The sequence below is a fragment of the Seonamhaeicola sp. genome, from assembly GCF_028281565.1.
Taxonomy (GTDB): domain Bacteria; phylum Bacteroidota; class Bacteroidia; order Flavobacteriales; family Flavobacteriaceae; genus Seonamhaeicola.
Genome location: NZ_JANQJQ010000025.1, coordinates 150,778 through 164,279 on the forward strand (window position 1 = coordinate 150,778; position 13,502 = coordinate 164,279).

Below are 13,502 nucleotides of genomic sequence, written 5' to 3' on the forward strand. Positions count from 1 at the left end.
TAAGTTAAATGTCACCTTTCTTTTTTAATTCCTGAACGTAAGGAACGTCTTTGTAGCGTTCAATGATGTCTTCATCAACATTAAATCCGCGTTCTAACGGGAATTGTCTGTCTACTGCAGGCAAGTAGTACACATTTGGTTTGGTGCCTAAATGTTCTAAATGTCTGTAGCCACCTCTGTCTTTAATTAAATCTGAAAAGCGAACAGTTTCTTCTCCGTTGGTAACAATATCTTCATTCTTATCGCCAAAATAAATAACACCCATGGGGCAGGATTGCGCGCAATGAGGTAATTTTCCCTGCCTTAACATATCAGGACAAAAATCGCATTTCATAACAGTGCCCTCAGCGGCAGGCACACTTGTTTCTGGCGAGTATGGTTGTGATTTGTCATCAAATTTTTCTTTATGGCCCCAATTAAACTGGCGTGCCGAATACGGACAACTTGTTATACAGAATTTGCAGCCAATACATCGGTCGTTATCAATTAAAACAATACCGTCATCACGCTTAAAAGTGGCTCCTGTTGGGCAAACCGTTACACACGGTGGTTCGTCACAATGAAAGCATGGTTTTGGGAACCAATAGGGCGAGCCTTCTTCATTATCCTGAATAAGCTGTACTTTTATAAACTCTTCGTTGTAATCAAGCTTGTGAGCTTTTTGGCAGCTTTCAACACAATTTCTGGCATTTTTACATTTGGCCAAATCAATGACCATAACAAACTTCCTGTTAGGAATACCCTTTCTGGATTCAGCGGGGGTAATATGAGCCTCAGGATATTTGTTTAGGCTTTCAGCGTCCACCTCCACCATTTTGCCATCCGGTGTAAGAACCCTGACTTTTTCACCGGAAGAAGCAGTTTCTTCCTGTCCGGAATTAGAAGCTATCGATAGGCCGGCTACGGCCGATACTCCGGATAGTAATCCTAATTTTAGAAAGTTACGCCTGTTTGTTCCTGCTTTGTTCTCTTCACTATTTTTCATAATACACCCAGTTAAATAAATTTCAATATTTAATTTAGTTGAAAATTAACCTCAGCCTTTGATGATTTTTATACAGGTAATTTTCTAATTACAATAGCCTGTTTATGTATAAAGTCTTGTTGTTTTAAAAATTATAGTTTCTAGTAATATTAAATCCAATTAAGAAATCACCATCAAAGAAATCGTTAGTATTCTTCATGTAATTCTGTTGAGGAACAATACCTCTTAAGTTGGTTAAAAATATTTGGAACGTGTGTGATGAAGTTCCAAATTCAACACCTAAACTTATCCCGGGATTATCGTAACTCAAATCCGGGAAATCCGGGTCTGTTCCAAAACTGGTTATAGGTTGACTGTAGTCGAATAAAATGGCCGTTTGTGAGCTGACTTTAGCTCTACCACCTAATGCGATTGCGAATCGGTCATTTTCCATAAACGAATCTACGCCGTTAAAGTGTGATACACTTGGTGCGATTTGTAAAGAAAAATTAGGGCTAAATCTTCTGGCTATTATTAATTGATTAAAATAAGAATAGCGATGTTGTGTTACAGCAAACTTGTCTTTTTTTCTGGCATCAATGGTGTAGTTACCGTAGTATGTTACACTAACAGGTATTCTGTCTGAGCGTGTTTGACTTAATAAACCTGCTTTCCAGTTAAAGTCCTGAAGGCGTCCTTCTTTAGTGGTTCCAAAACCAACAGTTAATCTGTCTAATATGGCATAAGAGAGTGCTATTCTAATGTTTGATGCTCCCCAAAAACCTGCTAAGTCATTCTCGCCTCCATTAATTTCACCAAACCTGTGTTGCATCATAACTTCCAAAGTATTTTTATTAAATAATACATTGGTGGCATTATCAATAAGCGTGGCACTCTCAAATGCCGGCCTTTCAGGTTTGTCTATTATGGAATCTTTTTTCTTTTCCTGTGCCAGGACCATTAAGGGTAGTAACAGAAAAGTAAAAAGTATGATTTTATAATGTTTCATGTCTTATGTATTAATTGTTTTCAGCTCCTCTGTTTATCCATTCTTTAATCAACGCCAACGAAGTGGCATTAAGGTCTCTGTGGTTGTCCTGAGCCAGTTTGGTGTAAAGTTTACTGCCATTGGCATTATTGGCGGTAACATAATCCGGAACCAGAGCACTATATTCATTGCCTGCCCTTAAATCGGGATCTAAAGTAGCATTATGGCATTGTGCGCAATTGTCTGATAAAAATATAGGGATGATATCATCTGCAAACGAAACCGTTTCGGTAGGGTCTATAATAATTTCTTCCTCCTCTAGAAATTCATCATAATAACATGAAAAACATAACAATGCTAAACTGCCCGTTAGAACAATTTTAAATAGTTTTTTCATTTTTTTATTTTTTAATTATAACCGCCGGATTTTTTAAATAATCCTTATAGGTTATATGGATTAGGTTTTAATAGAATTGACTATCCAGATTGGTGATTAAAGCCCGGGAAAAATTCCCGGACTTTAAAAATATCTAGTAATTAATTTTCTAATGCTTCAATGGAGTTTTTAAGTAATGCTCTGGTGTAAGCAGGGTTGTGGATACCTCTACTATTATCTTCTAAAAGCGTTCTATAATTCCATGCGGCCTGCGCAAGTTCGGCAGAGTATACACCCGGTACATAATAACCATCGACATCAAACATATTGTTTGCTGCCAGCAAAGCTTCTAATCTTGCCATGTCTGTAGACCAGCCTTCAATTTCGGTAGGAACACCGTTTTGATGACAGGATGTACACGCATTTTCTGTTGGAACCCAAGAGTGCAGCCCTTGTGAGTGATCCTCAGATGGTCCCATATGACAAGATACACAGGAGGCTCCTGTTCTATGTGTTGAAGATGCAACACCCGGATAAGCTTCGGTACCTGAAATATGGGCTCCCATGATACCCTCAAGCATGGTTGATTGCGGGCCATGGTGAGGTCCGAACCGTTTACTTGTAATTTCGTAATCTCCTGTTGATCCCGGAATATCGTAACTGCTTCTAGGTTGGTGACAAGTAATACAATTATTACTGGTGCCTCCAAAATCCAGAGTGGTAGTCCCGTCAATAACTAATGTCACAGGGTCGAAAGTTCTGAGGGCAAAGTCGTGCCCATCGTTTTCAAAATCGAAGGAACTGTGTTTATCATGACAGGTGGTACATGATATTGGAGAAGCATTTGCATAGCCGTCTATATGCGATTCTCCTAGTGTAATGTAATCTAAATAGCCCTGTTCTCCATGACATTGAGCGCATCGGTTGGTTGGGTCGTCGCCACCTCTAACACTTGCAAAGGTCCATGCAAAACCATTTTGGTGACCTGAAAAGTCATACGAACTATTTATAGGTGCTCTATATGTGTTCGAATGGCATTCTATACATGCTACAGTGGCAGCATCCTCTCCATCAATACCGTCAATTCCATCGACCCCGTCAACCCCGTCTTGTCCTGGAATTGGGGTATACTCACTCGTACAATTTGCTAACGTTATACTTAATGCTACTACCATCAAGTATCGTATTAATTTAAAGGTTTTCATAATTACTATATTAAAATTTCAAAAAATGTTTTAAATAATAAATGAAAGTATGGAAATTCCCCTGTTTAAAACATGATTTAAATCATGTAAATGCACTTCTTAAAGGTTGTAGGTCAGAGAGTTAAATAGGATATTTATGTCTTAATTTGGGACAGCCTTTTGTTACTGATGTTTCCGGAAAATCAGGTAGCTATTAAGAGGATAATTAGGAGTTTATTTTGGCTGAATTTTGTGCTAAAAAAGAATCGTTTTCGTTAGAAAATAATATTAAAATAATAAACAAACCGGAGAAGGTACTTCTATGGCATGTAAATAAGATAGTTTGCCACTCTCAACGTTGATTTTAAAAACAGATATGTTATGACTTTTTTGGTTGGCTACAAGCAGGAACTTTCCAGTTGGGTCTAAAGTAAAGTTCCTGGGCCAATTTCCATGAACACTTATGTTTTGAATTTTATCAAGGGTACCGGTTTTAGTGTTACGCTTAAAAACAGCAATAGAGTTTTCGCCGCGGTTGGAACCGTATAAAAAGTGTTCGTCTTTAGATAAATGAATATCGGCACACGAGTTGTTGCCGGTATAGTTTTCATCTAGAGTAGAATCTTCATCTATGGTTTGGAATCCGTTACCGATTCTTTTAACTGAAGTAACAGAACCACCATATTCGTTAATAATATAAATGAATTGCCCGTCTTTGGTCAATGCAAAATGACGTGGCCCCGGGTTACCTTTCATTTTAACAATTGCTTCGGATTTTAAACTGTAAGTAGCATCTTCTAATTTATATTGATATATGGCATTTCTTCCTAAATCGGATACAAACAGATCGTCTTTATAAAATTGGGCGGAATGTGCTCTGGCTTTTTCAGTTTCGGTATTATGGTCAAATACTTGCTGAGCGTCATTCAAACTGCCATCATTATTAAGGTTGTAAACAGAAACATTACCACCACCATAATTGGAAACTACGGCCTTATTACCGGATTCATTTACTGAAACATGGCAGGGCCCTTTGCCGTTGCTGCTAACTGTGTTTAATAATTTTAAGGAACCATCCTGATTAACCTTCAGGGCACTAACAGCACTAACAGCACCTTCACCAACGGCGTAAATAGTCTTTTTATCGGGCGTATAACTCAGAAATGACGGATTATCAATTTTTAAGGCTAAAGTTAAATTACTTAATGCTCCGGTTTTGGTATTAAAATCGAGTTTATAAATACCTTCACTATCGCCTTGGGTATAGGTGCCAATATATAATGGAACGGTTTGCGCGGTGCAACTAAAGTTGAGTATGCTAAAAATGAATCCGGAAAAAAGTAATTTAATTTTCATATGATGATTTTGATTAATTTCAAAAATAAAGCTTTTCAACGGATTTTTTTATTCACAACTGTTTATAAGTTTCATTCTTAAAACAAACTATTGTTTGTATTTTTATAAACTATAGATTGTAATTCTCAAACGTCTTTACGACAAACATCTAAACACATTCATGTATTTAATTTTTGATACCGAAACTACCGGATTACCAAAACGCTGGGATGCGCCCATCACCGATGTTGATAACTGGCCGCGATGCATTCAAATTGCTTGGCAGCTGCATGATGCTATGGGGCATTGTATCGATCATCAGGATTACCTGGTGCAACCGGAAGGGTTTAACATTCCGTATGATGCTGAAAAAGTCCATGGTATTTCCACAGAGTTAGCTCAGGAACAGGGGGTGCCTTTGGTTGAGGTATTGGAAAAATTTAATGAGGCGCTTAGCAGGACCAGGTTTGTAGTTGGACAGAATGTCAAGTTCGATCTCAACATTATGGGTGCCGAATTTGTTCGGGGAGATATAGCAAACCCTTTACAAGAGCTTCCGGTTTTGGATACCTGTACTGAGCATACCGCGAATTTATGTCAGATTCCCGGGGGACGGGGTGGCCGATTCAAGTTACCAACGCTTACCGAGTTACACCAACATTTGTTCAATGTGCCTTTTGCTGAAGCTCATAATGCAACAGCCGATGTGGAAGCCACCACCCGTTGTTTTTTGGAGCTGGTTCGTTTGGGCGAATACACCAAAGAACAACTTGATGTAGACCAGGATTATTTTGAAAAGTTTGCCGAAGAGAACCCCGCTACTTTTCAGCTGATAGGCTTAAAGCATATTAACCTGAAACGGGAAAGTGCCAGGATCAGGGAACGCCTCCAAAAGATAGAAACAGAAGCTGTTTCTGCAGATACTATAGAACAGAATGTCTCTGATCTGGCTGATGTTGATTTTGTACACCTGCATAACCACTCCCAGTTTTCGGTATTGCAATCTACTATGAGCATAAGTGATATTGTTGCCGCCGCCGCATCTCATAACATGCCGGCTGTGGCCCTTACCGATCATGGTAATATGATGGGGGCTTTTCATTTTATCAATGCTGTTAACAGAGAAAACAGTAATATAAAAGCCGGTATTGAAGAAGCCGAAGCAAACGGAGAAACTTCAGAAAAGCAACTTATAAAACCCATTATAGGCTGTGAGTTTTTTGTGTGTGAAAACCACCAGGACCGTTCCAGAAAAGATAACGGATATCAAATTGTATTGCTGGCGAAAAATAAAAATGGTTATCACAATTTAGCCAAATTATCGTCGCATGCGTTTGTAGATGGGTTTTATTATGTGCCGCGTATTGATAAAAAGCTCATTCAACAGTATAAGGAAGATATCATTGTTTTAACGGGAAATTTATATGGGGAGGTGCCGAGTAAGGTTTTAAATATAGGTGAAAATCAGGCCGAAGAAGCCTTGCTATGGTGGAAGCAGGAGTTTGGAGATGATCTGTACATCGAGTTGATGCGTCATAACCAGGAAGATGAAAATCGGGTCAATGCCACTTTAATAAAACTGGCGAGAAAGCACGATGTTAAATTAGTAGCTACTAACAATACTTATTATCAAAAGCAGAGTGACGCCAATGCACATGATATTTTACTGTGTGTAAAAGACGGAGAAAAACAGGCTACTCCTATTGGGCGGGGACGAGGCTATCGCTATGGGCTACCAAATCAGGAATACTATTTTAAGTCTTCTGAAGAAATGAAACAGTTGTTTCGGGATGTTCCGGAAGCCATCTTGAATATTCAGGAATTGGTTGATAAAATTGAAGGGTTTCAGCTGGCCCGTGATGTCTTGTTACCGGCTTTTGATATTCCGGATGAATTTAAGCATGATGAAGATCTGGTCGATGGTGGTAAGCGTGGTGAAAATGCTTATTTACGGCATTTAACTTATGAAGGCGCTAAAAAACGTTATGGAGAACCTTTAACAGAGGAAATTACGGAACGCCTGGATTTTGAGTTGAACGTTATTGAAAATACAGGTTATCCCGGATACTTTTTAATTGTTGAAGACTTTATTCGCGAAGCCCGAAATATGGATGTGTCGGTTGGTCCCGGTCGGGGTTCAGCTGCCGGTTCGGTAGTAGCCTACTGTCTGTGGATTACCAATATAGACCCGATGAAGTACGATCTGCTTTTTGAGCGTTTTTTGAATCCGGATCGTATTAGTATGCCCGATATTGATATCGATTTTGATGACGAAGGCCGAAGCAGGGTCATGGATTATGTGATTGAAAAATACGGTGCTAACCAGGTGGCGCAAATTATTACCTATGGTACCATGGCAGCTAAATCGTCTATTCGCGATACGGCCCGCGTGCTTGATTTACCATTATTTGATGCCGATAGAATAGCCAAGTTAATACCCAATATGTCTAAACTTAATAAGATATTCGGGTTAGACGAAAAAGCTTTGGCCGGTAAATTCAGGGCTGAGGAATTAGAAAAGGTCAATCAGTTATTAAACATTTCCGAAGGGGATGACCTGGAAGCCGAAACGGTTAATACGGCCAGAACTCTTGAGGGATCGGTTCGTAATACCGGAATACACGCTTGTGGCGTAATTATTACCCCGGATGATATTACCAAGTTCGTTCCGGTATCAACTGCTAAGGATTCCGATTTATATGTCACGCAGTTTGACAACTCGGTGGTAGAATCCGCAGGCCTCCTTAAAATGGATTTCTTGGGACTAAAAACCCTGACACTTATAAAGGACACGGTTAAGATCGTAAAAGCCAAACATGGTATTCAGTTAGATCCGGAAAATTTTCCGTTGGATGATGAAGAAACTTATGCCTTATTTCAGAGAGGAGAAACCGTTGGAGTGTTCCAATACGAATCTCCCGGGATGCAAAAACACCTCCGGGATCTGAAACCAACAGTATTTGAAGACCTGATCGCCATGAATGCCTTGTACCGTCCCGGCCCCATGGAATATATCCCAAGTTTCGTCAGGCGTAAACATGGTGATGAAGACATAGAGTACGATTTACCGGCTATGGAAGAATACCTCCAGGAAACTTACGGTATTACGGTATACCAGGAGCAGGTGATGTTGCTGTCTCAAAAGTTAGCGGATTTTACCAAGGGTGAAGCCGATGTACTGCGTAAAGCTATGGGTAAAAAACAAATTGCGGTTCTGGCAAAAATGAAGCCTAAATTTATTGAACAGGCCAGTTCCAATGGACACGATACCAAAGTTCTGGAAAAAGTTTGGAAAGACTGGGAAGCCTTTGCAAGTTATGCGTTCAACAAATCACACTCTACCTGCTATGCCTGGATAGCCTACCAAACGGCCTATTTAAAAGCGCATTACCCGGCGGAATATATGGCGGCAGTTCTGTCTAATAACATGAACGATATTAAGCAGGTTACCTTCTTTATGGAAGAATGTAAGCGTATGAAATTAAATGTACTGGGCCCAGATGTTAATGAAAGTTATTACAAATTCTCGGTAAATAAAGACAACGCGGTACGTTTTGGAATGGGAGCCATAAAAGGTGTAGGGCATGGTGCGGTTATGACCATTGTTGAGAACCGGAAAAAGGACGGGACATATAAGTCTATTTTTGACCTGGCAAAACGTATAGACCTGAGAGCAGCCAACAAAAAAGCCTTTGAGAATTTAGCCCTGGCAGGAGGATTTGATTGTTTTAAAAGTACACACCGGGCACAATATTTTCACAAGGAAAGTGATCTGACTTTTTTGGAAATGGTTATTAAATATGCTCAAAAGCATAAGGAGAATGAAAATTCTGCCCAGGTAAGTTTGTTTGGAGAATCCAGTGATGTTCAAATAGCAGAGCCTAATATACCGCCTTGTGAGGAATGGGGAACCATGGAGAAACTTGCTAAGGAAAGGGAAGTCGTAGGGATTTACATTTCAGGACACCCGTTAGATGATTTTAAAACCGAAATGAATACCTTCTGCAATGCTAACTTAGGCATGTTTAATACTTTAGAACCTTATGTAAACAGGGAACTGGTTTTTGGAGGGGTTGTGACCGATGTGCAGCACAGAGTCAGTAAACAGGGAAAAGGTTGGGGCTTATTTACTGTTGAAGATTATACTGATAGTTATGAATTCAGGATCTTTGGTGAGGAGTATTTAAAATTCAGGCACTTTTTAATGGTCAACAATTTTGTGTTTGTAAAGACTTTTGTGCGCGAAGGCTGGGTAAATAAAGATACCGGCAAGAAAAGTGATCCGCGATTGCAGTTCAATAGTTTTCAGTTGTTACACGATGTTATGGAGCAATACGCCAAGAAGTTATCGCTGCAATTGGATATAAACGATCTAAAAGAGGACAAAATTCTACAAATTCAGGATTTACTAAGAATGCATCCCGGAAATCAGGCCTTGAATTTTGTGGTTTACGACACAAAAGAGAAACTAAAACTCAATATGCCCAGTAGAAAGCAAAAGGTAAAAGTGTGCCAGGAATTACTGAATGAACTGGAAGAACAGCACATTCATTACAAACTGAATTGATACCGCTATCCCAGTAATTCACTTACCGCTCTTTTGGCAGATCGGGCCGCTGCATGAACGCTGCTCCAGTCTTCTCCTGTGGTATAGGCATCGCCGGCAAAGTATAAGGTGTTGCCTACAGACTCGCCTAAGCTTCGGAACAGTCGCCAGTTCTCTTCGTCGTGTACATAGGCACCATTGGCGTACGGCTCTTTATTCCAGTTTTGGAACGTATGTTTTATGTAATTGGCAGAGGCCTTCCCATCAAAAATGGCATCTAATTCTGTTAGCATATAATCAATGAGCTGGCTATCCGAAAGATTCACATAGGGCAGTGTGCCTGTACCCACTGCAAATAACCCCAAAATATGTTCTATGGTATTTTGCCCATAGGCAGCGTCATAATACAATTTCTGTCCAGCCGAGGCCGGACTAATGTCATAGGCAATAAAGGTAGGATAGAATTTTTCTTTAAAGGCAATAAATGCCTTGCAGCCATCCCAAACAGTCACATTTTTTATAGCATCCAATTTAGCACTGGGTAATTCTGGTGTGAAGGTTATGGCCCCATTCTGAAGCATTTTAACGGGAACGGTGACAATAACCTTATCGGCCCGAAAGGTTTCGGTAGCCGTACTTACGGTCACTTGGTTACCTGAATAATCTACAGATTGTACCACCTTATTATAGGCAATTTTTGTTTCAATAGATGGCACTACATACTGCTCAAAGAAATCTAGCCAAGACCCATTGATAAATTTTTGATCAATGGTAAAACCAACGTCTCGCGGACTAACTTGCATACCTTCAAATAGACCAAAATCAGTACTGTGGTCATAGGGTGTGGTCTTGGTTTCTACCCGGATACTGGAATCGTTCACAATTTCATCTAAAATACCGCGCTCCACATGCAGCCATTCCGCACCCAAAGGGATAGGGAAGTCGGCAAAGGTTTTGTTCCGTTTTGTGCGCCCGCCGTAATAGGCGTTTGCCTCCAGAACCTGAACGTCTATACCGCGTTGATTTAAGAGGTAAGCGGACGTAAGACCTGCCGGTCCGGCACCAATTATAATTACCTTTTTTATATTGTTAGCGCCACCACTATCGGTAGTATCGCTACAGGAGCCCATTGTAGACTGCAGTGGTAAGCCAATACCAAGGATACCACATATTTTAACAAATTCTTTTCGCGTCATCTCTTCAAATTAAAAAATTAAAATTCTATTCGATAGCCAATTGCTGGAATGATTCCGGTTTGCCTGTCTGATTCAATATTTTGTGTAAACACATTATAGCTTCGTGATGCAATATTCTCACGATTTGTAAAATTTAAAATATCCACTCTGATTTCATGCGTGATTTCAGGTTTGTTGATGCGATAGCTTATTTGAAAATCTAGTTTCCAAAAGTCTGGTAAACGCGATTCATAGGCCCTGGTTAAATCAAAGATTTCAGCATTCGCATTCTGTGATGCTGTCAAATCAACAGGGATAAACCGCCTATTTCCGCCCCATGTACCCCTAAAATTAAATCCTAAAAGGTTCTGTTTTGATTTGCCTATGGCAAACTCTTTTCCCGACAATAAGCTCGTGGCAAAATTACTAGCAAATGGCGTATTTCTTTCTAGGTTGTCTCGTGCCTTGTATTTTGCTTCGTACAGAGAACCCGTTGCCAGCAGATAAAAACCCTTGTTAAAAAACCGCTGTAGGGTTAACTCTAGCCCATAATTTGTTCCCGTTCCGCTATTTACCAGAGGGCGGATTACATAGTCGTCCTCCAAAAGAAGCGTAGAAAAAATATCGTCTGTACTAGTCCCAATAGGAACATTGTAGAGTTGTTGAAAATACGTTTCAGCTTTAAAATACCAATTGTCATTCAAAACATTATCATAGCTTAATACATAATGCCATGCCTTGGTAAAATCCAAGGCCCTATTGGGTTGCGAAATCACACCTGTATCGTCCGTATATCTACCCAGATAAAATTCTAAGGATTCAATACGGCTGTGTATTCCGAATCCAACGCCTATGGACTCCTCTGGAGAAAATTGCCATTTTAGGGCAAACCTGGGCTCAATATTCAGTTTTTTGCTCAATGAAAAGTACAGGGCATGTAAACCGGTCACTAAAGAAAGTTTATCGGTTATTCGATACTTCCAACTACTATAGCCCTGTAAGCTTCCAGCATGCCCCTTTTCATTTAGTAACTCGAAATTATCCAAAGGCGGATTATTGTCTGGATCCATTTCCCTTTCAACAAAATTATAGCCCATGTGCGTATAAATAAGTCCCGATTCTAGGATATGGCGTGCACTGAACTTATATCTAAGCCCAGAACCAATCCGAAGAAAACTTCGTTTTTTGTCTTCTGTAAATTGATAATTGGAAGCTGTTTCAATGGCCTTATTACCAACGGAGGTTCCCGATAAGGAAACGGAGCTTTTTAAAAGGCTTTTAGGGGTTAAATTATAAACATGGTTTAACCCGATTACCCCCATATTAGAGGTTTGCGTTTCTGAATAGGAGCTGTTTTCTGGCTTAAACTTATCTTCGCTCAAACCACCAATACCATATAAAGAAAAGGTGCCGGTCTTTTTTGTTGGCAGCATAAATTTAAAAGAAGCGTCCTGGTAGGTGGTCTCGTTTTCCTCACTTACAATGTTGATTCCAATGTCATTGAACAAGGATAAAGTTGAATATCTATAATTTACCAGGTAAGAGGCGTTTGAGTTTTTTTTAAAAGGCCCCTCAATAGCCGCTTCTACCCCCAATAAACTGGCTTGAAACGTATATTCCCTTTTTTCGTCGTTCCCATTTCGTAGTTTTAAATCGAAGGCCCCCGAGAGGGCGTTTCCTAATTGTGCCGGGAAAGCCCCGGTATAAAAATCGGACTTTGAGAGAGTGTTGGCACTAAGGATGCTTACGCCGCCGCTCGAAGCGCCTTCGGAAGCAAAATGATTGGGATTAGGGATTTCCATACCCTCTAATCGCCATAAAAGACCTCGTGGTGAGTTACCTCGTATGATAATAGCATTTTGATCGTCTCCGCCATTTCCCGAAACTGCTGCATAGGCAGTCACAAGACGGGCTGGGTCACTAATACCTGCCGCAAACCGCTTGGTCTCTTCCACCGAAAACGATTGGGTACTAACAATGGCCATTTCATTGGTTGCTTTTGTTTTACCGCCCGAGGAAATAATAACGGCATCCATTTGTGTGACAGCTTCAACAAGTCCGATGTTAAGGATTAGTTCCTTGCCCGAACCTACCAACTGATTGGGAAGTACTTTGGTTTCATATCCCAAATAAGACACCACAATGGTATGCCTGCCCACAGGGACCTTCCCAATTTTAAAGTCCCCGTCAAAATTGGAAATGGTGCCCAAAATGGGGCTGGAATCTTTAATAAAAACATTAGCACCAACAATGGGCGCCTGTGTGTCCTCATCAACGATGGTTCCCCTGATAGTCTGATTAAAACTTACATTATTTTGGGCGAATAAAGTTGGGCAGCACCAGAAACTTATCAGCAAATGAATGATAATAATTTTATGGTTGCTATTGAAATACTTCATAGGTTTGAAATGGGATTCTTATTATAAATTATTAAAGTCGTTTAAAGTGGTTGTCACGTATTCATAAAGTGGCGTATAGTGGTCACCTCCAAGATATTCATAAAGTTTTGAATTGGCTCCAACCAATTGAAACTGTTTGTGCGCATTGGTTGAATTATAGTGGGGTACGATGGCATCGTCCGTTCCCGAATGAAAAAACAGGTGTCCGGTTGGTTGCCAGCCCTTTATTAATGAATTGTTTTCAACTAATTGCATTAGTTTTATATATCTGGGATTAAACGGATCTAAAATTTCTGACTGATAAATTTTTTTAGGTTTATTAGAGGGTATGGATAATGCTTGTATTTGGTTTTCAACAGCGTATGACCAGATAGTCTCCTTTGAAAGGCTTAAGGATGGTGTGAATTTATTCAAGGCATAAATACTCCAGTTGTAAATATCCATATTATCCCAGCTTGTTTCCTTGTTTATTAGAATATCCGAAACAAATGTGAAATAATCATAAGGTCCGGCTAACAAAGAACTTGCCTTTATA

General features: G+C 39.9%; 9 protein-coding genes. 1 reads left to right on the top strand and 8 read right to left on the bottom strand.

Annotation, left to right across the window (positions count from 1 at the left end):
* Window positions 1-4 precede the first annotated feature (4 nt).
* The 5 genes from Q0983_RS12660 to Q0983_RS12680 all read right to left on the bottom strand — a co-directional run bounded on the left by Q0983_RS12660 (window position 5) and on the right by Q0983_RS12680 (window position 4,868).
* A complete protein-coding gene (locus tag Q0983_RS12660) occupies window positions 5-985 on the bottom strand; it encodes a 4Fe-4S dicluster domain-containing protein (RefSeq protein ID WP_299553756.1) in 981 nt (326 codons plus the stop codon).
* Window positions 986-1,109: 124 nt separating this feature from the next.
* A complete protein-coding gene (locus Q0983_RS12665; protein WP_299553759.1) occupies window positions 1,110-1,973 on the bottom strand; it encodes a DUF5777 family beta-barrel protein in 864 nt (287 codons plus the stop codon).
* 10 nt (window positions 1,974-1,983) lie between these two features.
* Window positions 1,984-2,349, bottom strand: a complete 366-nt coding sequence (locus Q0983_RS12670) for a hypothetical protein (protein WP_299553761.1) — start codon at window positions 2,347-2,349, stop codon at window positions 1,984-1,986.
* A 140-nt stretch (window positions 2,350-2,489) separates the two neighbouring features.
* A complete protein-coding gene (locus tag Q0983_RS12675; protein WP_299553764.1) occupies window positions 2,490-3,533 on the bottom strand; it encodes a hypothetical protein in 1,044 nt (347 codons plus the stop codon).
* A 267-nt stretch (window positions 3,534-3,800) separates the two neighbouring features.
* A complete protein-coding gene (locus Q0983_RS12680; RefSeq protein WP_299553767.1) occupies window positions 3,801-4,868 on the bottom strand; it encodes a lactonase family protein in 1,068 nt (355 codons plus the stop codon).
* 160 nt (window positions 4,869-5,028) lie between these two features.
* Between Q0983_RS12680 and dnaE the strand changes: the two genes are divergently transcribed.
* Window positions 5,029-9,414, top strand: a complete 4,386-nt coding sequence (gene dnaE / locus Q0983_RS12685) for a DNA polymerase III subunit alpha (RefSeq protein ID WP_299553770.1) — start codon at window positions 5,029-5,031, stop codon at window positions 9,412-9,414.
* Window positions 9,415-9,419: 5 nt separating this feature from the next.
* Here dnaE and Q0983_RS12690 read toward each other — a convergent pair whose 3' ends face one another.
* The 3 genes from Q0983_RS12690 to Q0983_RS12700 all read right to left on the bottom strand — a co-directional run.
* Window positions 9,420-10,589 (bottom strand): FAD-dependent oxidoreductase, encoded by a 1,170-nt coding sequence (locus Q0983_RS12690; RefSeq protein ID WP_299553773.1) that lies wholly within the window; start codon window positions 10,587-10,589, stop codon window positions 9,420-9,422.
* A 17-nt stretch (window positions 10,590-10,606) separates the two neighbouring features.
* The gene (locus Q0983_RS12695) at window positions 10,607-12,967 is read right to left on the bottom strand and encodes a TonB-dependent receptor (RefSeq protein WP_299553776.1); all 2,361 of its coding nucleotides are present in this window, start codon (window positions 12,965-12,967) and stop codon (window positions 10,607-10,609) included.
* Window positions 12,968-12,988: 21 nt separating this feature from the next.
* Window positions 12,989-13,502 (bottom strand): hypothetical protein (locus Q0983_RS12700; RefSeq protein ID WP_299553779.1); only part of this gene is annotated, 514 nt, incomplete at its 5' end.